At 60.6% G+C, this 22,969-nt stretch carries 18 protein-coding genes; 2 read left to right on the forward strand and 16 right to left on the reverse strand.

Going from position 1 to position 22,969, the window contains the following annotated elements:
• Positions 1-75: 75 nt before the first annotated feature.
• The 12 genes from ACQZ5K_RS07870 to ACQZ5K_RS07925 all read right to left on the reverse strand — a co-directional run bounded on the left by ACQZ5K_RS07870 (position 76) and on the right by ACQZ5K_RS07925 (position 14,168).
• Positions 76-729 carry a protein-L-isoaspartate(D-aspartate) O-methyltransferase gene (locus tag ACQZ5K_RS07870; RefSeq protein WP_003522731.1) on the reverse strand — a complete coding sequence of 218 codons (654 nt, stop codon included), beginning with the start codon at positions 727-729 and terminating at the stop codon, positions 76-78.
• A complete protein-coding gene (gene surE / locus ACQZ5K_RS07875; RefSeq protein WP_020811580.1) occupies positions 726-1,496 on the reverse strand; it encodes a 5'/3'-nucleotidase SurE in 771 nt (256 codons plus the stop codon). The genes ACQZ5K_RS07870 and surE overlap by 4 nt, the downstream gene beginning before the upstream one ends.
• A gap of 213 nt (positions 1,497-1,709) precedes the next feature.
• On the reverse strand, positions 1,710-2,993 hold the full coding sequence (serS, locus tag ACQZ5K_RS07880; RefSeq protein ID WP_448740061.1) for a serine--tRNA ligase: 1,284 nt from the start codon (positions 2,991-2,993) through the stop codon (positions 1,710-1,712).
• Positions 2,994-3,094: 101 nt separating this feature from the next.
• Positions 3,095-3,898 carry a twin-arginine translocase subunit TatC gene (gene tatC, locus ACQZ5K_RS07885; protein ID WP_003522727.1) on the reverse strand — a complete coding sequence of 268 codons (804 nt, stop codon included), beginning with the start codon at positions 3,896-3,898 and terminating at the stop codon, positions 3,095-3,097.
• Positions 3,895-4,662 (reverse strand): Sec-independent protein translocase protein TatB, encoded by a 768-nt coding sequence (tatB, locus tag ACQZ5K_RS07890; RefSeq protein ID WP_448740062.1) that lies wholly within the window; start codon positions 4,660-4,662, stop codon positions 3,895-3,897. The genes tatC and tatB overlap by 4 nt, the downstream gene beginning before the upstream one ends.
• A 157-nt stretch (positions 4,663-4,819) precedes the next feature.
• A complete protein-coding gene (locus ACQZ5K_RS07895) occupies positions 4,820-5,026 on the reverse strand; it encodes a twin-arginine translocase TatA/TatE family subunit (RefSeq protein WP_003509722.1) in 207 nt (68 codons plus the stop codon).
• Between the two features lie 128 nt (positions 5,027-5,154).
• Positions 5,155-5,889: an SMC-Scp complex subunit ScpB gene (gene scpB / locus ACQZ5K_RS07900; RefSeq protein WP_448740063.1), complete on the reverse strand. Its 735-nt coding sequence runs from the start codon at positions 5,887-5,889 to the stop codon at positions 5,155-5,157.
• Positions 5,879-6,727 (reverse strand): segregation and condensation protein A, encoded by an 849-nt coding sequence (locus ACQZ5K_RS07905; protein ID WP_173999888.1) that lies wholly within the window; start codon positions 6,725-6,727, stop codon positions 5,879-5,881. Before ACQZ5K_RS07905 ends, scpB begins: the two co-directional genes overlap by 11 nt.
• A gap of 58 nt (positions 6,728-6,785) precedes the next feature.
• Positions 6,786-7,802, reverse strand: coding sequence for a beta-N-acetylhexosaminidase (gene nagZ / locus ACQZ5K_RS07910; protein WP_448740064.1), 1,017 nt, complete (start codon positions 7,800-7,802; stop codon positions 6,786-6,788).
• Positions 7,803-8,048: 246 nt separating this feature from the next.
• Positions 8,049-11,051 (reverse strand): SPOR domain-containing protein, encoded by a 3,003-nt coding sequence (locus ACQZ5K_RS07915; RefSeq protein ID WP_448740065.1) that lies wholly within the window; start codon positions 11,049-11,051, stop codon positions 8,049-8,051.
• Between the two features lie 66 nt (positions 11,052-11,117).
• Complete coding sequence (argS, locus tag ACQZ5K_RS07920; protein ID WP_003522720.1) at positions 11,118-12,875, reverse strand: arginine--tRNA ligase; 1,758 nt, start codon at positions 12,873-12,875, stop codon at positions 11,118-11,120.
• Between the two features lie 75 nt (positions 12,876-12,950).
• Positions 12,951-14,168 carry a deoxyguanosinetriphosphate triphosphohydrolase gene (locus tag ACQZ5K_RS07925; protein ID WP_448740066.1) on the reverse strand — a complete coding sequence of 406 codons (1,218 nt, stop codon included), beginning with the start codon at positions 14,166-14,168 and terminating at the stop codon, positions 12,951-12,953.
• Positions 14,169-14,383: 215 nt separating this feature from the next.
• Between ACQZ5K_RS07925 and erpA the strand changes: the two genes are divergently transcribed.
• Both erpA and xth read left to right on the forward strand, forming a co-directional pair.
• On the forward strand, positions 14,384-14,716 hold the full coding sequence (erpA, locus tag ACQZ5K_RS07930; protein ID WP_003509729.1) for an iron-sulfur cluster insertion protein ErpA: 333 nt from the start codon (positions 14,384-14,386) through the stop codon (positions 14,714-14,716).
• Between the two features lie 96 nt (positions 14,717-14,812).
• Positions 14,813-15,610 (forward strand): exodeoxyribonuclease III, encoded by a 798-nt coding sequence (xth, locus tag ACQZ5K_RS07935; protein ID WP_127756934.1) that lies wholly within the window; start codon positions 14,813-14,815, stop codon positions 15,608-15,610.
• A 42-nt stretch (positions 15,611-15,652) separates the two neighbouring features.
• Here xth and exoR read toward each other — a convergent pair whose 3' ends face one another.
• The 4 genes from exoR to popZ all read right to left on the reverse strand — a co-directional run bounded on the left by exoR (position 15,653) and on the right by popZ (position 22,828).
• Positions 15,653-16,447: an exopolysaccharide production regulator ExoR gene (gene exoR / locus ACQZ5K_RS07940; RefSeq protein WP_003509731.1), complete on the reverse strand. Its 795-nt coding sequence runs from the start codon at positions 16,445-16,447 to the stop codon at positions 15,653-15,655.
• Positions 16,448-17,011: 564 nt separating this feature from the next.
• A complete protein-coding gene (locus ACQZ5K_RS07945) occupies positions 17,012-18,295 on the reverse strand; it encodes an outer membrane protein transport protein (RefSeq protein WP_448740067.1) in 1,284 nt (427 codons plus the stop codon).
• Between the two features lie 463 nt (positions 18,296-18,758).
• Positions 18,759-21,602 carry a valine--tRNA ligase gene (locus ACQZ5K_RS07950; RefSeq protein WP_448740068.1) on the reverse strand — a complete coding sequence of 948 codons (2,844 nt, stop codon included), beginning with the start codon at positions 21,600-21,602 and terminating at the stop codon, positions 18,759-18,761.
• Positions 21,603-21,820: 218 nt separating this feature from the next.
• Positions 21,821-22,828, reverse strand: a complete 1,008-nt coding sequence (gene popZ / locus ACQZ5K_RS07955; protein WP_448740069.1) for a cell division protein PopZ — start codon at positions 22,826-22,828, stop codon at positions 21,821-21,823.
• Positions 22,829-22,969: the final 141 nt, after the last annotated feature.

Genomic DNA, 22,969 nt, shown 5'->3' on the forward strand with positions numbered 1-22,969 from the left:
ATTGAAAATCAGATAGTTGCGGCAATTCAGAACATTAGGAGACAAAAATAGAATGTCGCCAAAATTTTCATTTTGTCACAAATGACGCGCAATATGAGTGCTGAGCGGCAGGTAAGGCGCCTCGAACAGCTCTTCCTTCTCGAAGCGGCTGCCGGTCTTGGAGAAGCGTGTCATCACGCAACGTTCGTCTTCGAGAATGATCGGCGCGATCATCATGCCGCCCGAAACGATCTGTTCGGCAAAGAAGCGGGGCATGGTAGTGAAGGCGGCGGTGGAGACGATGCGGTCGAAGGTGCCCTCGCCCACCAGGCCGTTGCTGCCATCCGCCTGACGGATGACGACATTGCGGATGGAGAGATCGTCGAGACAGTTCTGCGCCTGCTGCACCAGCGTCTTGTAACGCTCCAGCGAAAAGACGCGCTCCACCCGACGAGCGATGATCGCGGTCATGAAACCGCTGCCCGTGCCGATTTCCAGCACGCGCTGGCCGGGTTTCAGCTGCAGCCGGGCAAGGATTTTTACCGCCATGTCGGCGCCTTCCATGAAGGCGCCGCAGTCGATCGGGATCGTGCGGCTGGAATAGGCGTCCGCCGCAAATTGCGGCGGCACGAATTTGGAGCGCGGCGTCTGCTCGACCGCCGTCAGAAGGTCGAGATCGGAAATTCCCTCGCCCCTTAAGCGGAGAACGAGAGCGGCAAAACCTTCCTTTTCGACCATTGCGGATTTCAATCGGCGACTCCGAATCCAAGCGCTTGCGCAACCCGATCCTTCACCGTGTAGTCCGTCAGGTCAAGCTTAAGCGGTGTGACGGAAATCTTGCCATGTTTCAAAGCGTGGATATCGGTGCCTTCGCGGAAGGTGCCGAGACGCTCTCCGAAGCGCAGCCAGTAATAGGGAAAACCGCGGCCATCCTGACGTTCTTCCACCGTCAGGCCGAAATCGAGCTTGCCCTGCCCGGTCACGGAAACGCCCTGCACATCCTTGGGCGCGCAATTGGGGAAATTCAGATTGAGGAACGTGCCATCGGGCAGATCGACATTCATCAGCTTGCGCAGGAGGTCCGGCGCATAGGTCTCGGCGACTTCCCACGGCACGACGCGGCCGTCGGCGTGGCTGAACGCCTGGCTGAGCGCAAAGGAGCGCACGCCCTGCAGCGTGCCTTCGATGGCGCCGGCAATGGTGCCGGAATAGGTCACGTCATCGGCCATGTTGGCGCCGGCGTTGACGCCGGAGAGCACGAGATCCGGCTTCTCCGGCAGCACTTCGCGAATGCCCATGATGACGCAATCGGTCGGCGTGCCGCGCAGCGCGAAATGCTTGTCGGAAACTTTTCGCAGACGCAGCGGTTCAGACAGTGTCAGCGAGTGCGCGAGACCGCTCTGGTCGGTCTCCGGCGCGACGATCCAGACATCGTCGGACAGCGTGCGGGCGATACGCTCCAGCACGGCCAGACCTTCGGCGTGGATACCGTCGTCATTCGTCAGCAAAATCCGCATGTTTCTCTCTCCGCTTCTCATGTCTTCAGTGACGGAGCATCCTTTCCTCCGGCGGTGAAGTGTGCAGTTCACTCAACGTCATCCTCGGGCCTGTCCCGAGGATCTAATCACGTCCAAATAAATCGATAGGTTGCAGATCCTCGGGACAGGCCCGAGGATGACGGTCGGAGTAATTGGCAGACTCTCCTTCCAATAGCACGATGCCGCGCTCTCTTAAGCCGCCTTTTCGATCCGCGTCAGACCGCCCATATAGGGCAGCAGCACGTCTGGAATTGTGACGGAACCGTCCTCGTTCAGATAATTTTCGAGAACCGCAATCAGGCAGCGGCCGACAGCCGTGCCGGAGCCGTTCAGCGTGTGCACGAACTTCGTCGCCTTGTCGTCCTTGCCGCGATAGCGCGCATTCATGCGCCGCGCCTGGAAATCGCCGCAGACCGAGCAGGACGAAATTTCGCGATAGGTGTTCTGGCCGGGCAGCCACACTTCCAGATCGTAGGTCTTGCGGGCGCTGAAGCCCATATCGCCGGTGCAGAGCGTCATGGTGCGGAAATGCAGGCCAAGGCGCTTCAGCACCTCTTCGGCGCAGGCCGTCATGCGCTCATGTTCGGCAACGGCGCTTTCCGCATCGGTAATGGAGACGAGTTCGCACTTCCAGAACTGGTGCTGGCGCAGCATGCCGCGCGTGTCGCGGCCGGCCGAGCCCGCTTCCGAACGGAAGGACGGCGTCAGCGCCGTGAAGCGCAGCGGCAACTTCTCCTGATCGAGAATTTCACCGGAGACGAGGTTGGTCAGCGTCACTTCCGCCGTCGGGATTAGCCAGCGGCCATCCGTGGTCCTGAACAGGTCCTCGGTAAATTTCGGCAATTGGCCGGTGCCGAACATCGCCTCGTCGCGCACCATCAGCGGCGAGGATACCTCCGTATAACCGTGCTCGCCGGTGTGCAGGTCGATCATGAACTGGCCGAGCGCCCGTTCCAGACGCGCAAGCTGGCTGGTCAGCACGGTAAAACGCGCACCGGAAAGCTTGGCGGCGCGCTCGAAATCCATATAGCCGAGCGCTTCGCCGATATCGAAGTGTTCCCTGGCCTCATGGTTCCAGCCGGGCTTCTGGCCGACCACGCGGGCCACCACATTGTCATGTTCGTCATTGCCGTCGGGCACGTCGTCAAAGGGCATGTTGGGCAGGCGCGACAGGGCATCGTTGAGCTCGGCGGTGACCTGACGGTCCTCCTCCTCCGCGCGCGGCATGTTGTCCTTGAGATCGGCGACTTCGGCTTTGAGTTTTTCCGCAAGCTCCATGTTCTTCTGCGCCATGGCGGCACCGATTTCCTTGGAGGCGGCGTTGCGGCGCGATTGCATGTCCTGCAGGGACTGGATGACGGAACGGCGCTTTTCATCAAGCGCGATCAGGCCGCTGGCAGCAGGCTCCGCGCCGCGGCGTGCAAGCGCCGCATCAAAAGCTTCGGGGTTTTCACGTATCCATTTAATGTCGTGCATCGTCGTTCCAGACCGTTGTTGCATCGTCGCGTTTTACAGCAAAACGCCGGGCATGAGCCCGGCGCGAGGAAATGTCGTGAGCGGCGAGACCTTCAAGAATGTCAGGTCTCCTCCAGCTCCGTGCTTTTGGATTCCGCCGCACGTTTCCTCTCCACGAGTCGAGCCATGTAGATGGAAATCTCGTAGAGAATGATCGCAGGCAGCGCAAGACCGATCTGGGACATGGGATCCGGCGGCGTCAGCACAGCGGCGACCACGAAGGCGAGGACGATCGCGAACTTGCGCTTTTCCCGCAGCCAGTCGCTGGTCAAAAGCCCCACACGCGCCAGAAGCGTGGTGACGACAGGCAGCTGGAACACCAGACCGAAGGAGAGAACCAGCGTCATGATGAGGCTGAGATATTCCGACACCTTCGGCATCAGCGAAATCGCCACCTCGCCATCTTCGGGCAATTGCTGCATGGCGAGGAAGAACCACATGACCATGGGCGTGAAGAAGAAATAGACGAGCGCCGCACCGATGAGGAAAAGGATCGGCGACGCGATGAGGAACGGCAGGAAAGCCGCCCGTTCGTTCTTGTAGAGACCGGGCGCCACGAATTTATAGAGCTGCGAGGCGACCACCGGAAACGAGATCACCATCGCGCCGAACATGGCGACCTTGATCTGCGTGAAGAAGAATTCCTGCGGCGCGGTATAGATCAGCGACGATTTCGTGACATCGAGACCCGCCCAGAGAACCGCCCATTTGTAAGGAATGACGAGCAGGTTGAACAGGTGCTTGGCAACGGCGAAACAGGCGATGAAGGCGACGAAGAACGCGCCGAGCGCCCAGATCAGCCGCGTGCGCAACTCCATGAGATGCTCGATAAGCGGCTGCGGCTTATCCTCGATATCCCCGCTCATGCTTCATCCTTTTTGGGCTTTGCGGCCTTGGTTTTTGCCGTTTTCGCCGGCTTGGTCTCGGCCACGACCGCCTTGTCTGCGGCAGCCTTCCTGACGGCCGCCTTTTTGGCGACGGCCTTCACGGTGGGATTGGAAACAGCGGGCTTCGAAACGGCGGGCTCACTGGTTTTCGCGGCGGTTTTCGTCGCCGGAGCGGTTTCGGGCGTTGCCGCTGCGGCCTTGCTGCGGGCGGCGCGTTTGGGCTTGGCGGCAACCGTTTCGGCCTCCACGGTCGCAATCGATTTCGCCCGCGCCCGCTTCGGCTTCTCCTCCGCAGCGACGGCTGCGGCGACCGGCGCGGCGGATGCGGCGACAACAGGCGGCGCATCCGGCAGCTTCATCTCCGGCTCAGGCACGCTCACCAGCGGCGCAACCGGCTCGCTTGTGACGGGCGCTTGGGTGGAAGACAGGCCGTCCGGCGGGGTGGTCGCCTTCTGCAGATCGGACTTGATCTCGTTGCCAAGCTGGCGAAGCGGGTTCATCGCATCGCGCAGCGAATTGGTGGGGTTAAGATTGCGGACATCGGAGATGGTCTGGCGCACATCGTCCATGTCGGCCTCTTTGAGGGCCTCGTCGAACTGGGTGCGGAAATCCCCCGCCATCTTGCGAAGGCCGGCCATCGTCTTGCCGAAAGCGCGGATCATGGGCGGCAAGTCCTTCGGCCCGACGACCACGATCAACACGACCGCAATCACCAGAAGCTCGCTCCAGCCGATATCTAACATCAATATGCTCCCGAGACCCTAGCGCATCGGCCCCAAAAATCGGAATCGATTTTCGACCGGAACGATGCGCAACATACAAGTGGTAGAGCGTCCTTGTGCGTCCGAAAGAACGCACGGCGCTCTAGCGCCAGTCCCACACCAAGCGGCGACAGGCCGCTTACTTGATCTCGTCAGCCTTGTGGTCGACGGTCTTCGTGTTGGCATCGGCCGGCGGCGGCGTCTGGTCTTCGTCAGCCATGCCCTTCTTGAAGCTCTTGATGCCCTTTGCGACATCGCCCATCAATTCCGGGATCTTGCCGCGTCCGAAGAGGACGAGAACGATCACCAGCACGATAAGCCAATGCCACACACTAAAAGAACCCATAACTGAAACTCCTGAATTTCGCTTTCAGACGATGTAAGACGTTTGAAAGGCTTTTTCAAACGACAAATCGTCGCTTCAACAGCGAGTGCGCATAAAGTTTTCGTGGCCCCGCCAACAGGATGGCGATATCAGTCGTCGCCATCGCCGCCGCCCGGCGCAAGCAGGCCCAGTTCCTCGAGATCGAGCTGCGTGATCGGGTCTTCGTCCTCACGCAATTCGTCGCTCATCATCGGCAGAGGAACGCCGAAATTGGAGGGAATGCGGCCGGAAAGCAGCCCTGCCCCCTTCAGCTCCTCAAGGCCCGGCAGATCCCGCAATTCCTCAAGGCCGAAATGGTCGAGAAACTCCACCGTGGTACCGATCGTCACCGGCCTGCCGGGTGTGCGCCTGCGGCCACGGAACCTGACCCAGCCCGCCTCCATCAGCACATCAAGCGTGCCGCGCGAGGTCTGAACGCCGCGGATTTCCTCGATTTCGGCGCGTGTCACCGGTTGATGATATGCGATAATCGCCAGAACTTCCAGCGCCGCGCGCGACAGCTTCTTCGGCTCCTTTTCCTCGGCGCGGATGACGAAGGAGAGATCGCCGGCGGTGCGGAAGGCCCATTGCCCACCCACCTGCACGAGATTGACGCCCCGCTCCGCATAAAGAACCTTGAGATGCTGCAGAATGGCGACGACATCCATGCCGCGCGGCAGGCGCTCGGCGATGAAAGCCACGGAAACCGGCTCGGACGAGGCAAAGACCAGGGCCTCGGCGATCCGCTCGGCCTCCTTCAACTGGCGCTCGGAAAATACCGTGGGTTCGGGCTCGGCCCCATCGGCCGTGATGGTGGCCTCGGCGGTCTCGTCGTCATTCATCATTGTCAGTCCTTTCGGCATTCACCGCACGGTCGTCTCGTCCACCCTTACGCATATAAATGGGCTGGAAAGCGCCCTCCTGCCGGATTTGCAGCGAGCCCTCGCGCACAAGCTCCAGCGAAGCGGCAAAGGCGCTGGCAATCGCCGTCACCCGCATGGCGGGATCGGGCACATATTGCAGCAGATACTGATCGAGCACGGTCCATTCCCCGACATCGCCGAGGAGATGGGTCAGAAGCTCACGCGCCTCGACAAGCGACCAGACCTGCCGTTTTTCAATCGTGACCTGGGTAATCGCCTGCCGCTGCCGCAGATTGGCATAGGCGCTCAGGAGATCGTAGAGGTTCGCCTCATAGGCCGAGCGGTTGATATGGGGAATATGCTCCGGCGCGCCACGGGCAAAAACATCGCGGCCGAGCTGGGCGCGGTTGACGAGCCGTTCCGCCGCCTCGCGCATCGCCTCCAGGCGTTTCAGCCGGAACGCCAGCGTCGCGGCCATTTCCTCACCCGAGGGACCGTCATCCTTCGATTGTTGCGGAATGAGAAGCTTGGATTTGAGGAAGGCGAGCCACGCCGCCATGACGAGATAATCGGCCGCAAGCTCGATGCGCACGCGGCGCGCGCTTTCCACGAATTGCAGATATTGTTCGGCAAGCGCCAGCACCGAAATGCGCGATAGATCGACCTTCTGCGTGCGGGCAAGATGCAGCAGCAGATCGAGCGGGCCTTCGAAACCCGCGACATCGATGACCAGCCCGGCCTCGCCCGTCAGCCGCTCCGGCGTCACATCCTGCCAGAGCTTGTCCATCGGTGTTAAATTGCGAGACTTGTCTGCGGCCATTGTTCCATCCGCCGGGCGTCCGGCCTGTCGTCCCGAGTAACGGGCCGCCGCCCGACTGTCAGGAAACGGCCCACATGGCGTTGAATTCGGCTCTCAGCTCCGCTTCGTCGGAAGGGTCCGCAACGGGGAAACCCGCTTCCACGGCCCGCACCCGCTCCAGCGAACGGCCGGAAAGAACGGGAACCTCCTTCACGACCTCAAGCATTTCACCCATCACGCCGTTGCAATGCAAGACTATATCGCAGCCGCCCGCAACAATATTCGCAGCTCTTTCACCGAGCGTGCCCTTCAGCGCATTCATGGAACTGTCGTCGGACATCAGCAGACCGTCAAATCCGATCCGGCCGCGAATGATTTCCTCGATCACCTTCGGCGAGGTCGTCGCCGGCCGCTCGCGATCAACGGCGTTGAATACCAGATGCGCGCTCATCGCCATCAATTCGCGGTTCAGCGCCCGGAACGGCACGAAATCATGGGCGTCCAGCTCAGCGAGCGGCACATCGACGACCGGCAGTTCATGGTGCGAATCCACCATGCCGCGGCCATGGCCTGGCATATGTTTCATGACAGGCAGCATGCCGCCCGCCTTCAGCCCGTCGGCCGCCGCCTGCCCCATCTCGGCCACCATGGTCGGGGTATAGCCATAAGCGCGGTTGCCGATGACATTGCTGGCGCCTTCCACCGGCACATCGAGCACCGGCAGGCAATCGACATTGATGCCGAATCTCATGAGGTCGAAAGCATGCAGGCGCGACATCAGCCAGGCGGCGCGCAGACCCGCCCCCCGGTCGCGCTCATAGATTTCACCGAGAATGCGGGCGTTCGGATAGGCCTGCAGGATCGGCGGCTTGATACGCTGCACGCGCCCGCCCTCCTGATCGATCAGCACCGGCGCGTCCGGCCGCCCGACGGCGTCGCGCATGGCGGCGACGAGATCGGTAATCTGCTGCGGCTCGCCAATATTGCGCCCGAACAGGATGAAGCCCCAGGGCTGCTCATCGCGGTAAAGGGCAATCTCGTCGGCAGTCAGCGAAAGCCCGCTGCATCCGAGGATCATAGCTTTGCAATCGGTCATGGTGTCACGCTCGCAGGAAATGGAATGGGAAATGGCCTTGTACCGAAAGGCGTGGGGAGGAGTGTCAAACTCTCCGTCGTCATGCTCGGGCCTGTCCCGAGCATCTGCAACCCACCGGCTGGCTAAACGTTGGCAGATCCTCGGCACAAGGCCGAGGATGACGTCGCGTGTGGGGAAAACCTTCCCCACCCAAAGAAGGGTTGCCTTAGACGGCAACCCCAATCTTACAAGCCGTATTGGCCTCTATCACCGCGCCACGAGGCAGCTACCGCCGGCCGAGCGGAACTTTTCGCACAGCGCCACGGCTTCGTTCTTGTCACCCGCCGGGATGCGGACGCGGTAGAACGTGCCCTTGCCGGCGATTTCGGCGGCCTTGATGTCGACGCCGCGTCCACCGATGACCGAGCCGAACTTGGCCGACATGTTCTGGTAGGACTTCTGGGCTTCGGCCTGGCTCGGCAGCGAGGCGATCTGGATGTAGTAGCCACCGGCGGAAGGCGTGCTGGTCGCGGCTGCCGTCTGCTGCTGCGCGGCCTGCGGCTGCGCCGGAGCTGTTGCGGGACGGACATTGCCCTGGTTGGTCACCGTTGCCACCACATTGGCGGGCTGCGAGGACGGACGCGCCGCGGGAAGCGGTGCTGCCGACTGCGCTGCCGGCTTGGCAGCGGCGGCAGGCGTATTTGCCTGCGGCTGAGCCTGTTCCGGCGCGACCGGAACCCGCGATGCGGCGATGACGGCGGGAGCGCCCTCACCGGGCTTGGCGGTCTGCGGCGCTGCAAGCTCCTCGACCTTGTCGGCCTTCGGCGGCTGGGCTGCCGGTACCTCGACCTCCTGGGCAACCAGCGTGCCGTCAGGCTTGACGATCATGGTGCGGACCTTGCGCGGCGAAACGCCGGTTGCAGCCGAACCTTCGTTCTGTGCGGCCTTTTCTTCCGGCGAAAGCAGGCGTGGATCCTCGGTCTCGCCAACCGGCGTGCCGGCGGCTTCCATATCCGCGTCGTTTTCGCCTTCAAGCGGCAATTGTTCGGGGATCAGCGTGCGCTGAACCACATCCACCGGCTGCTCGTTGCTGGAAATCAGCGCCGGCTGCTTCGGATCGGCAGCGCTGCCGCCAGCCACACGGTCATAAACCGCCTTGTCCTGATTTGGCACGACGCGACCGCCCGGATTTTCCGGCACGACCTTCATCGGGTCATTGTCGGCGGAGATGATAACAGGCGCACCGTTGGAACCCGTGCTGGACGAGCCGCCGGAAACCAATGCGTAAACGCCGCCACCGATCAGCACCAGACCGATTGCCGCGGCAACCGGCATGATCCAGCGGCGACCGCCGCGTTCATCTTCATCACGATAGGCCGCCTGATGGTCGACATAGGTGTTTTCGGCATCGCGCGGGGCGTTGCCACGAGAAGCCGCAGCCTCCTGCATGGAACGACGGAAATCCTCTTCCAGCGCCCGTTCGAATTCATCGGCCTCTTCCGGAGCCTGAACAGGACGCGCCTGGGCGGCGCCGCGATTTTCCGCATGTTTGTGACGATCGAGACCACCGGCGACAGCAGGCGCAAACAGCGTCGCAAGCTCGGTATCGATATCGAGATCTTCCTCGTGACGGCGCGCGGCCGGCTTGGGTTCAAAAACCCCGACCGGCAGTTCCGGCACATCCATTTCGACGATGGTTTCCGGATGTTCTTCCGTCTCGCCGATCTGCGAAGGATCGAAAGGCAGGCTTTCCAGCGTCTGCGGTGCGACTGGCTGCGGTGCTGCTGCAACAGCGGGGCGCGGCTGAACCGGAACGGCGGCTACCGGTGCGGCCATGGGAGCCGGGCGCGGCTGCGGTGCGGGCTGTTCCCTCACCGGCTGCGGTGCTACGGCGGCAACGGCGACCGGAGCGACCGGCTGCTGGCGAACGGGCTGCGGCACGGGCGCAGGTGCAACTTCCGCCTCCGCGATTTCAGACAGGTCCAGATCAAGATCGAGATCGTCGAGCGCAAGCTCGAAATCATCATCGTTGAAGCCGGCGAAATCAGTGAAATCCAGCTCTTCAGCGGGTGCTGCAGGCGCAGCAGCGGCAATCGGCGCCGCCTTCACCGGCGCGGCGGCAACCACGGGCGGCTCCACCTTCGCAGCCTGCGCAGCGGGAACGTCCTGCACGAGCGGTGTTTCACCGCGACCGGGAATGGAATATTTCGCGACGTCGTAAATCAGCTCGTCCATCGGCGAGAGATGTTTCGCTGCCGGCTTCTCGGCAACCTCAAACGCCAGAGACTCTGCGGCCGGCGTGAAGGTCTCGGCGACCGAAGGTGCAAATGACGGAGCGGTCTCCACCGCCTGAACGACGGCAGGCGCGGGAGCGGCTTCGACCTGCGGCTCGATACGGGCTGCGGCAGGCTGCTCGGAACGCGGCTCAACCCGCTTCGGATCGACAGCCGAAACATCCCGGCGCGCGCCGAAATTGGCAAGCGGCAGCCGCAGGCTGGAGAATTCCAGCGAAGACCGGCCGCCATGCGACGGCGGACGCACGGAAATCGGTGCGGGCGCTTCCTCGGCGACAGCTATTTCCACCTCATCGGCGAGATCGAAAGCCTGCGGCTCCGGCGCATAGGTCTGAACATTGCTAGAAACATCGGCCGGGAGCTCCGGCATGGCGTGCCATTCGGGCTGCACGGGCTCAGCGGCCTGCGGCTCTTCCCACGCCACCTGCTGGTGGGCGGCCGGCTGGTAAACCATCGGCTCCGCGGGACGCGACTGGCGCGAATGCACATCGAAAACTTCCGCCACCGCGCCGGCATCATCACGGAAATCCGCGCGAATATCCTGGGTGGTCGTTTCGACGTAGTTGTGAATATAGGCCTGATCGACTTCCGGAAGCGGCTCTTCCCTCACCTCCGGTGCGGATGCGGCCACGGGCGCGGGTTCATCCGCCGGCGCAAGCTCGGGCTCGCGGCGGGCGAAAACCGATTCGACACGCTGCATGAAATCGTTGGGGTGGATGCCCGCACGAACATCGTTTGCCGGATCAAGAACGACCGGATCGGCGTGCGGTGCGTCGTAAACCTCGAATTCCCTCAGAAGCTCATCTTCGAGATTGAATTCGGGTTCGCGGCGGGTCACCGATGGCGCAGCCTCGGAACCCGCATGCGAAGGACGATCTTCGAAGCCGACGATACGCGCCAGTTCTGCCAGAGGATCGTTGTCAGCGAACCCTTCGGACCGGGCGTCCCGGTTATACGCGACATTTTTTTCGACCATTACGTGTTCCACCATCTACGCATTGCAGCTCTTGCCAGCGTATTGTGAGCAAATAATGGTGATATGTTATCGCATTTCAGCAGGTGCGTCCGCTCCTAAAAGCGTAAGGCCGGACCTCAAAACATTTGCGACAGCATTCACCAGCCCAAGTCTGGCAATGCTCAATTCTCGGTTTTTATCGTTAATAAAACGTAATTCCGGCTGGTCTTTACCCTTGTTCCAGTGTCCATGGAAGGAACTGGCGAGATCGTAGAGGTAAAAAGCGAGCCGGTGCGGCTCGTGCGAAAGGGCCGCCGATTCGATCAGGCGCGGATATTCCGCAAGCTTTGCAACCAGCTGCAACTCATTGATATCGCTAATCAAAGCAACAGATGCCGCCATCTCCTCAGCCGAAGGAGAAAGCCCCGGAAAAGCTTCCTGCGCCTGCCGGAAGATCGACATCGAACGGGCATGTGCATATTGCACGTAAAAAACCGGATTATCCTTCGATTGTTCGGTCACTTTCGCGAAATCGAAGTCCAGCGGCTCGGAATTCTTCCGATAAAGCATCATGAATCGCACCGGATCGCGACCCACTTCGTCGACAACATCGCGCAGCGTGACGAAGTCGCCGGAGCGTTTCGACATCTTCACCGGCTCGCCGTCACGGAACAGCTTGACGAGCTGGCACAGAAGCACCGTCAGTTTCGACTTGCCTTCGGAGACGGCGCGCGCAACCGCTTCCAGCCGCTTCACGTAACCGCCATGGTCGGCGCCGAGCACATAGATCATCTCGGAAAAACCACGGTCGAACTTGTTTTTGAAGTAAGCAACGTCGGCGGCGAAATAGGTGTAGGAACCGTCCGACTTCATCAGCGCACGGTCCATGTCGTCGCCCACCTCGGTGGAGCGGAACAGCGTCTGTTCGCGGTCTTCCCAGTCTTCCGGCAATTCGCCCTTCGGCGGCGGCAGGGTGCCCTTGTAGACATGGCCCTTGAAGGTGAGATCGTTGATAGCCGAGAGGATCGGGCCGCCATTGCCCTCATGCAACGTGCGCTCCGAGAAGAACACGTCGTGCCGGACGTTGAGCAGCGCCAGATCCTCGCGGATCATCGCCATCATCGCGTCGATCGCCTTGTCCTTGACGATCGGCATCCACTTTTCCTCGGGCATGGCGCGCAGCTTGATGCCATATTCATCCGCCAGCGCCTGACCGACGGGAACGAGATAGTCGCCGGGATAAAGGCCGGACGGAATGGTGCCGATATCTTCGCCAAGCGCCTCGCGGTAACGCAGGAACACCGAACGGGCCAGCACATCGATCTGCGAGCCGGCATCGTTGATGTAATATTCCTTGGTGACGCCATAACCGGCAAAAGCGAGCAGGTTCGCCAGCGTGTCGCCGACGACGGCGCCACGGCAATGGCCGACATGCATCGGGCCTGTCGGATTGGCGGAGACATATTCGACGTTGATCTTCTGGCCCGCACCGATAGTGGAGCGGCCGAAATCGACGCCCTGCCCGATCATGTCGGCGAGAAGACGCTGCCAGTAACCGACCGAAACCTTGAGATTGATGAAGCCCGGACCCGCAACATTGACGCTGTCCACATCACCATCGGCCTGAAGAGCCGGTACGATGAGTTCTGCCAGCGCGCGCGGATTGGTGCCGAGCGGCTTCGCCAGCACCATGGCGGCATTGGTTGCGACATCGCCGTGGCTGAGATCGCGCGGGGATTCGACGGTAATTCGACTGAAATCGACCTTTTCGCGGTTCTCTTTCACGAGATCGAGGGTCTCGAGCGCGTTTTTGATCCTGGTATCGAAATCGGCAAAAATGTTCATCGTTCCAACCTGCGCGAAGGGCTTCTGTTTATATCCGGCCTTTTAACCGGGTCGGCTTCGCGATCGCCCGCTGCCCTATCGCAAATCGGGGGTGCGGTCAAACAGCCGCTGGTGGGCGCGCAGTGCATAACTGTCGGTCATGCCGGCCAGATAGTCGCCCACATGCCGGGCTTTTGCGGCCACGCTCATGCCGGAAATGCTGTCCACCCAGTAGTGGCTCTGCATTTCCGCCGGCGTTTCCATATAACGGTGGAAAAGATCGGTGACGATCTGTGTGGCGCCGGCGCGGATGCGCATGATTTCCGGATGCCGGTAGATATGGCCGAACAGCAGTTTCTTGATCTGCCGGTCGGTCTCGGCCATTTCCGGCGAGAAGGTCGCAACGGTGAAATCGGCAGCGCGGATATCCGCCGCACTCTTCGGCTTCAGACGGGCGAGATTCTGCTGCGCAACGCCGATCACGTCTTCCACCATATGGGTGATCTGCCGACGCATGATCTCATTGGCGAAACGCTCCTTGTCGAGCACCGGATACTTCGTCCGCACCTCGGCCATCAGGCCGCCGAGGAACGGCACCTCCTCCAGCATCTCGAAGGTGAGATAACCGGCACGCAACCCGTCATCGATGTCATGGGTATTATAGGCGATGTCATCGGCAATCGCCGCCACCTGCGCCTCGAGGCTGGCATAGCTGCCGATTTCCAGATCCTGCAGCTCGCAATATTCGAGGATGGGCAGCGGAACCGGCCCCTTGATCCCCTCGCCCTTCGCATTCACCAGCGGGCCATTGTGCTTGACCAGACCTTCGAGCGTCTCCCAGGTCAGGTTGATGCCGTCATATTCGGCGTAACGGCGCTCCAGCTTGGTGACGATGCGCAGCGACTGGGCGTTATGATCGAAGCCGCCATAGGGCAGCAGCACCGCGTCCAGCGCATCCTCGCCGGTATGGCCGAAAGGCGTATGGCCGAAATCATGCACCAGCGCCACGCCCTCGGCCAGATCCTCGTCGAGCTTCAGCGCGCGGGCGAGCGCCCGGGCGATCTGCGCCACCTCGATGGTGTGTGTGAGACGCGTGCGATAATGGTCGCCATCAGGGCTGATGAACACCTGCGTCTTGTGCTTCAGGCGGCGAAAGGCCGTCGTGTGGACGATGCGATCGCGGTCGCGCTGGAACTCCGAGCGCGTCAGGCTTCCGGTTTCGGGAAAAAGACGCCCGCGCGTGGTCCATGGATCCGAGGCGAAAACCGCCCTCTCGCCGCTTCCGAAACCCAATGCGCGCTGGTCTATTATCATGCATCCACCTGTTGTCTTCTCCAGCCGGGACTTCCTTTTGGTCTCGGCCATTGACCTTTTCATTCACCCTTCATACCTATCGCAGAGGTCGGCGCAAAGCATCATCGCCGCGTTGACCGTCTTCACACAGGCTATAGACCGTTAATTTGACCGGTTTATAATGGTGACAACGAGATTATTGCTCTCCGGTTCTTGACCCCGGCAGGAGAAACGACATGGAAAACAGCGACATTACCCTTTCTGAAGCTGCGGCGAAGCGAATCGCCCAGATCGTCGCGGCCGATGCCGGCAAACAGGCGCTGCGCGTCTCGGTGGAAGGCGGCGGCTGCTCGGGCTTCTCCTACAAGTTCGATCTGGCCGAAGACAAAGCCGATGACGACATAGTGATTGCCCGCGGCGACGCCAAGGTGCTGATCGACAGCCTCTCGGTCGTCTATATGGCCGGCTCCGAAATCGACTTCGTCGACAATCTGCTTGGGCAGTCGTTCCAGATCAAGAACCCGAATGCGGTGGCTAGCTGTGGCTGTGGCACCAGCTTCTCGATCTGACATCATCTTTCCACCACATCCACAGGGCCGTTTTCCAAAAACGGTGGCAATCGCTTTTGCATCGGGTAAAAGTACCCTCGCAAAAGGGAAACTCCGATGAAGATTGCCACCTGGAACATCAACGGCGTCAAGGCGCGTATCGAAAACCTCTGCCAGTGGCTGAAGGATTCATCGCCCGATATCGTCTGCCTTCAGGAAATCAAATCGGTCGACGAGGGTTTTCCCCGGCTGGAGCTGGAGGCGCTCGGCTATCATGTCGAGACTCATGGCCAGAAGGGCTTCAACGGTGTCGCCCTGCTCTCGAAGGTCAAGCCCGACGAGGTCAATCGCGGCCTGCCGGGTGACGATGCCGATGAACAGGCGCGTTTCATCGAGGGCGTGTTTTCCGTCGATGGCGGCGCGATCCGCGTCTGCTCGCTTTACCTGCCGAACGGCAATCCGCCGGACGATCCGGTGAAATATCCCTACAAGCTTGCCTGGATGGAACGGCTGCGGCGCTTTGCCGAAGATCGCCTCGCGCTCGAGGAGCCGCTGATCCTCGCGGGCGACTACAATGTCATCCCGGAGCCGTTCGATTGCCACGACCCACGCGTGTGGGAAGGCGACGCATTATTCCTGCCGAAGACCCGTGCAGCCTTCCGCAAGCTGGAAAATCTGGGCTTCACCGATGCGGCGCGTGCAACCACGGATGAAGCAGGACTTTATTCCTTCTGGGATTATCAGGCCGGGGCATGGCCGAAAAACAATGGCATCCGCATCGATCATCTGATGCTGTCGGCCGAAGCTGCCGACAGGCTGCAATCCGTCAGCATCGAAAAACATGTGCGGGCCTGGGAAAAACCGTCCGACCATGTGCCGGTCTGCGGTTATTTCGATTTCAGTCCGGTCGGCTGAGCCACTCCTGGCGGGTGGATAAAACCACCCCGATCAGCACCCTCAATCCGGATCGTTGAACTGCATGTTCTGCGCCATGGCGATGGCGGCGCGGCGATCGTTCTCACCGGCGAGCGAAAAAGCCTGCTCCTGCAGGTTCTGTATCCAGGTGCAGTCCGCCGCCGTGCACTTGTCGAGCGCCGCGGTCATGAAGGCCAGCCCCTGCGTCGTCTGGCCTTCCTGGAAGATCAGGTTGCCGAAAATCGACATGGCGCCGGCATGGCCGTGCTTGCGGGCCTGGTTGAGCCACTTCTTGGCCTGCTGTACATCGGCGCGGCCGCCCTCGCCGGCGAGAATCATCTCCGCCAGACGGAACTGCGCCTCAGCGACGCCAAAGGTGGAAGCAACCTGGAAATAAAGCTGGCGGGCCTGCGACAGGTCCATCTTCACCGGACTGCCGGGAATACCGTGACGGTAATAATCGGCAAGGGAAAGCAGCGCGTTGACGAAGAAGCCGGTATCTTCCGAACCCGGCTCCACACCCTGATTGGCGATTTCGCTGTAGATCTTGAAAGCTTCGAAGTCGTTCTTGGCGACGCCATCGCCATAGGCATACATATTGGCAAGCGCCCAGCGCGAGCCGGTATGGCCCTTTTCAGCCGCGTAGCGATAGGCCTCGACGGCTTCACCCTTGTTGCCGTTCTTGTAGGCCTTGAAGCCGAACTTGAACAGGTCGAAGGGGCCGGATTCCTTGGTCACGCCCGCATTGATGTCAAAAGCCGCAGCAGGCATTGCGAGCGACGCAAGCAACATGCCCATGAGGAGCGGCTTTAAAACGTTGGCTTCACATTTCAGCATTTCAGCGAACTTCTCTTAACTCTTCCCGGCATATAGCCAATACTTGCGGAATACTGCAAAGCCGAACCCCGCCGGGTCGCGATTTTTCGAACACACTGCGTCTTTCCGGCAGCACTTTCCAGCGCACCACCGGTGGTCTTTTGCGGCAATTGCCCTAATTTTCCAGTGAGACAGATATAGGCATAATTTCCGGCAATATAACGGCATTTCACCGTCCACCGGTCAGCGCCAAACAAGAAAGCCGGATGAAATTCCCGTATTACTTGCTTAAACCCTGAATCCAAACCCGTTTTCACTTTCCGGCCTTGCGCACCACCACATCAAACGCCTGCATGTTCTTCCATTCCCGCGTCCCTAAACATAAGCCAAGCACCCTGTTTGTGGCGGGAAATGGACAGATATGCTCACATTCCAACGCGACCACACGCTTGCAGAAAAGTGTTGCCAAATCGTCACAAAACTTTCGGGCTAGAAAATTTTATCGAGCAGGAATCATAGTCGCGCATGAAAAAAGGCCCGGTTGGTAAACCGGACCTTTATTTTAGCATCTACGGAAGGATGATGTCAGAACTTGACCTTCACGCCGGTCGAGATCGCCGCCACGACATCGCTGCCGAAGCTATAGCCAGCCTCGTCGCCGCAGGTCGCGGTGCCGACGTTGCTGCAGCGGCCGCCGCTGATCGAGGATTCACCCGAGGTCAGCAGGCCGACAGCGCCGGCGATCTTGAACTCGACGTTCGGCGTGGGCGAATAAACGAGCTGGGTGCCGACCATCCAGGTATCGGTCTGCGTGCCGATAACCGTCGATGTGCCGCGATCCCAGGTCAGGCTGACGGCGCCGCTCCACTGGTCGTTAAACTTGTGGCCGATACCGCCGGTAACCGTCCAGCCGTCACGATAATAAAGATCGAGCGTGGTGAGCGAGGTGACGCCCGCAATACAGGACGGAACACCGACCTGGCAGAAAGGCACGACTTGGATCTGGCTCCAGTCCGTCCACTTGACCGAACCGAAAGCGAGCCAGTTCGCCGCAATACCGGACTGCACCTTGAGTTCCAGGCTGTCAGGCATGGAAACCGAGCCGTAAACCGGAGTAACCTTGCCGCCGTAAGCGATGAGAGCCGGGCTGCCAGCTGCCGGAAGGCTTCTGAGGTCGACCGTACCGTTCAGATCGTGATCGACCGCGCTGTTATAAACGAGGCTCGTGCGGAAAGCGATTTCCGGTATCTCATAGGCGATACCTGCGCGCCATCCCCAGCCGTCGCCTTCCATATCGAGCTTGCCGACACCGGAATAAAGGGAAGGATAAGCCGGACCGAGCAGCGTCGGGGAAACCACCTGACGGTATTTATAGCCGCTGACTTCCTGATAGAAGCCGCCGCCGATGATCGAGAAATCGCCCTTGCCGAGATCGAACTTCACGCGGCAGGTGGTGGCGTAGTTATGCGATTTGACCTTGGTTTCGATATTGTAGCTCGATCCCTGCCAGATGCCGGGGTTCAAATCCGCGCCCCAGGGCTGCGAATAGTCGAACATGCAGTCGCCGAAATCGCCGATGGCCGCCTTGGCGCCAACACGCGTCGACCAGTAGTTTTCAGAATCGTCGGCGGTGGTCGACCAGGAACCGGGCAGCGGACCCCCGCTCTTCAGCGGATTGTCGCGCGCATTCTCCACCTTGCGCTGCGGCGCGACGAAAGTGGCGGAACTGTCGAGAACGTAGTCGGACGGATCGAACAGCAGATCGATATTGTAGCCGCCGCGCTCAAGGCCACTCGCCAGTGAGGGCGTTACCGCCGCGATGCTGACTGCGAAACATACCGCGCCGCGAAAAATTGCAGTTTTTGCCATCTCTCTCCCCAATCAAGGCAATGTGATCATCAAAAGAGTGAAGCGCTTCGCAGCAAATGACAATCTGCCGCACTCTGGCACAGTTCTGCGACACTTCTCCAATTTTTACGTAAGAATTTCATGTCGATCCCCTTGCATAATCATTTTAGGTTATTTTTCTAATCCAATTGAAGCAATCAGACATAAAATGAAACAAATTCCCACTTGAGGCAGGAATTGTCGCTAAATAACCACACTCACGGGTTTCCCGAGGAAACGCGCTTATCAGGCCGTTTTTGTTGGATTTTTCGGCTGTTTCAGAGGTTTTTGACCGGACATGGCGTGAAATAATCGCTCTTTCGGGTGCGCCATGATTCGCCATTGCAGTGCAGCAATCAATCGAGACGAATTGTTACGCAGAAACAAAAAACGCCCCGTTTCGAACGGGGCGATTTTGTTTCCATAAAAGAGCCGGAGGCAGCTATTACCCCGCTTCGCTGACCCGCGTGAGCGCCGTTCTCAGGCTTGCAAGCTGCACTTCCAGCTCCGCCTTGCGCTCGCGCTCGGCGGCGACCACTTCCGGATCGGCATTGGCCACGAATTTTTCGTTCGACAGCTTCTTGTCGATGCGTTCCATTTCCGCATCCACCTTGCCGATTGCTTTTTCGAGACGGGCTTCCTCGGCGGCCAGATCGATGAGCTTGCCGAGCGGCAGGCAGACCGTGGCCTCACCGACGATGATCTGCGCGGAGCCCTTCGGCGCGACATCGGCGGCGCGGATTTCATCCGCCCGCGCCAGGCGCCGGATGGCGGCGGCGTGGCGGTCGAGCCGCGCTTCGGTGGAGGTATTGGCGCCGACAACCACCAGCGAAGCGGTGGCGCCGGGCGGCACGTTCATCTCGGCGCGCGCGGAGCGAATGCCGGAGACGAGATCGATCAGCCAGTTGATTTCGGCCGCCGCAGCATCGTCGCGGAATTCCGGCACCGGCCAGTCGGTCAGGCAAAGCAGATTATCCCGCTCCTCGCCCTCGCCCGCCGTATGCGCCCACAGCTCTTCCGTCATGAAGGGCATGAAGGGATGCAGGAGCTTGTAGATCTCGTCCAGAACATAGGCCGCGCAGGCCTGCGATTCCCTCTTGGCCTTTTCGTCTTCGCCGCTGAAGACGGGCTTCAACAGTTCCAGATACCAGTCGCAGAACTGGTTCCAGACGAAACGATAGAGAATGCCTGACGCATCGTTGAAGCGGAAGTTCTCAAGCGCCGCCGTCACGTCGCGCGCCGTATTGGCAAGCTCGGTCAGGATCCAGCGGTTGATGGTCAGCGATGCGGTTTCAGCCAGGAAGTGCGGATCGCGCTTGACGCCATTCATCTCGGCAAAGCGCGTGGCGTTCCAGAGCTTGGTGCCGAAGTTGCGGTAACCGGCGATACGTGCCGGATCGAGCTTCACGTCGCGACCCTGCGCCGCCATGATGGCGAGCGTGAAACGCAGCGCATCCGCGCCATATTCGTCGATGAGTTCCAGCGGGTCGATGACGTTGCCCTTGGACTTCGACATCTTCTGGCCGTTCTTGTCGCGAACCAGCGCGTGGATATAGACCGTGCTGAAAGGCTCGACCGGATTGCCGGCGTCGTCCTTCATGAAATGCAGACCCATCTGCATCATTCGCACCACCCAGAAGGGGATGATGTCGAAGCCCGTGACCAGCACGTTGGTCGGGTAATAACGCGCCAGTTCCGGCGTCTGTTCAGGCCAGCCGAGCGTCGAGAACGGCCAGAGCGCCGACGAGAACCAGGTGTCGAGCACGTCTTCGTCGCGCGTCAGGATGTCGCCCGGCGCGAAGTTCTCAAGCTTCTCTTCGACCCAGGCCTTCCACGGACCTTCATGGGCGATATAGTGCTGGATGGCGGCCTGCAGGGCCTCTTCTTCGGTCTTCTCAACAAAGACCTGCCCGTCCGGGCCATACCATGCGGGAATCTGGTGTCCCCACCACAATTGCCGCGAGATGCACCACGGCTGGATGTTCTCCATCCACTGGAAGTAAGTGTTTTCCCAGTTCTTCGGCACAAAATTGGTGCGGCCTTCGCGAACCGAGGCAATCGCCGGCTGCGCCAGCGTCTTGTTGTCCACCCACCACTGGTCGGTCAGGCGCGGCTCGATCGGCACGCCGCCGCGGTCGCCATGCGGCACCACATGCTTGTGCGGCTCGATCTTGTCGAGCAGCCCGGCCTCTTCGAAGATTTCAACGATGATCTTGCGCGCGGTAAAGCGATCCTGTCCTTCCAGACGATCCCATGCGCCGTGGAGCGCAGCGGGATGGCTGAGGCCTTCAAGGAAATCCTCGTTATCCTTGATGGTGATCGTGCCGTCGATATTCATGACATTGATGGCGCGCAGGCCGCAGCGCTTGCCGACTTCGAAATCGTTGAAGTCATGCGCAGGCGTAATCTTCACGGCGCCCGTGCCGGCGGTCGGATCGGCATAGTCATCGGCAACGATCGGGATCTTGCGGCCGACGATCGGCAGGATGACGTGCTTGCCGACAATGCCCTTGTAACGCTCATCCTCAGGGTTCACCGCAATACCCGTATCGCCGAGCATCGTTTCCGGACGCGTCGTGGCGACGACGATATAATCGCGGGTCTCGAACTCGGTGGGCTTGCCCTCCTCATCGAAAGCGATCGGATACTGATAGGTAACGCCCTTTTCGAGCGGGTAGCGCAGGTGCCAGAGATTGCCCTTGACCTCGATCTGCTCGACCTCCATGTCGGAAATCGCGGTCAGCAGCTTCGGGTCCCAGTTGACCAGACGCTTGTCCTTATAGATCAGGCCCTGCTTGTAGAGCGTGACGAAAACTTCGAGAACCGCCTCGGAGAGACCTTCATCCATGGTGAAGCGCTCACGCGACCAGTCGCAGGAGGCGCCGAGACGTTTCAGCTGGTTGAAGATCAAACCGCCGGATTCGGCCTTCCATTCCCAGACCTTCTCCACGAAAGCCTCGCGGCCCATCTCGCGACGGCCCGGAAGCTGCTGCTCCATCAGCTTGCGCTCGACGACCATCTGCGTGGCGATGCCGGCATGGTCCATGCCCGGCTGCCACAACACGTCCTTGCCGCGCATGCGCTCGAAGCGGACCAGAATATCCTGCAGCGTGTTGTTGAGCGCGTGGCCCATATGCAGGGAACCGGTCACATTCGGCGGCGGGATGACGATGGTGAAGGTTTCCGCGCCCGGCTTGGCGTTGGCGCCGGCACGAAAAGCGTTAGCCTCGTCCCAGGCTTTGGCGATCTTCGGTTCGACGGATGCGGAATCGTAGGTCTTTTCGAGCATTTCCTGACCTGAATTTTAGAGTTCTTGTGTGGATTTTTTAAATAAGGATGGACGGGAGAGAGTCAACAGAAACCCGCCCTCAAGCCAACCATTGAGCGGACCCACGGGTGACTATGACCCCATAACACCTTCATCTTCAACAAAAAAGCCGCCCCGATGCCGGAGCGGCCCCTGTTTCGTCGCATCCGCCGCAATCGCACATGCGGCCGGAGCGGAACTTAGCGGCGCGAACCGCGCGCCACGCGCTCGATTTCCTCGCGCACCAGACGCTCCACGAGCGTCGGCAGATTGTCTTCCAGCCAATCCTGCAGCATCGGACGCAACATTTCGGCGGCCATATCCTCAATCGAGCGCCGCTCGACGCCGTCGAAAACCTCTGCAAGCTCGCTGAACGAACGGGCGATCTGCGCACCGGCAGCAGCGGAAAGAAGATTGAGCGACAGACCGCCCTCAACACCCGCCTCGTCTTTTGCCTGTGGCTCGGCCAGATCGAATGCCGGTTTCTCAACGACAGGTTCCAGCACCGCTATGTCGAAACGCTCCGCTGTCAGCGGCGTTTCGAGGGCGCCGCGCAGCGAAAGCTGATCGAAACGGTTTTCGGCCGAAGACGCGCTTTCGATGGCGGCAGCAGCAGCGCGATCCTCAGCGGCAAAAGATACCGGCTGCTCGTTCACGCTGGATGCCGGCTGCTCGCTCACGCTCGCGGCGGACGCAGCCGCCATCAGCGGCCGAACATCCGTCGGGCGTTGCGGTGCGGCGCGTTCGGAAGACGGCGCAGACAAAGGCTGCGATAGAGCCGGCGCAGCAGCCGACGGCGCGGTCTCGGCCGCGCCACGCTGGGCCTGCGCGGCGAAAGCCTGCGGCCCCATGGCGGCGTTACGGTCTGCGGCGGCACGCACACGGGCAGCGACATCGGCAAGCGACATGGTCTTTTCGGCAGAGCTTTCCTGCCGTTCAGCCATAGGCCCTTCAGAAATCGGCGAAAAATCCTGCGCAGGCCGTGCGCCAAAAGCCTGGTTTGCGGCGGGGGGAACGCGCGCCGGCGGGCTGATGGGCTCCGCCACGAAGGCCGCTTCGCTCGCGGCCTCGTCTTCATCGTCATAGACCGGCGGCAACTGCGCGGAAAACGCACCGGCAGGTCCGGTCTCGTTGCTTTCGATGATCCGGCGGATAGACGCCAGAATCTCTTCCATGGACGGTTCACGCGCTACGCTTGGCTGAGCCATATCAATCCCCGGTTTCCACTCTTCGAACGCCCTTGCCGCATCCCTCGGACACCGGATGAGCGCTCCTTGACCTGTTCAATTTTCACATCGCGTTTTCGACAACCGAAATCGATCGTCACACCGATGCTCTGAAACATGGCC

The organism is Agrobacterium sp. 22-226-1 (assembly GCF_053522345.1).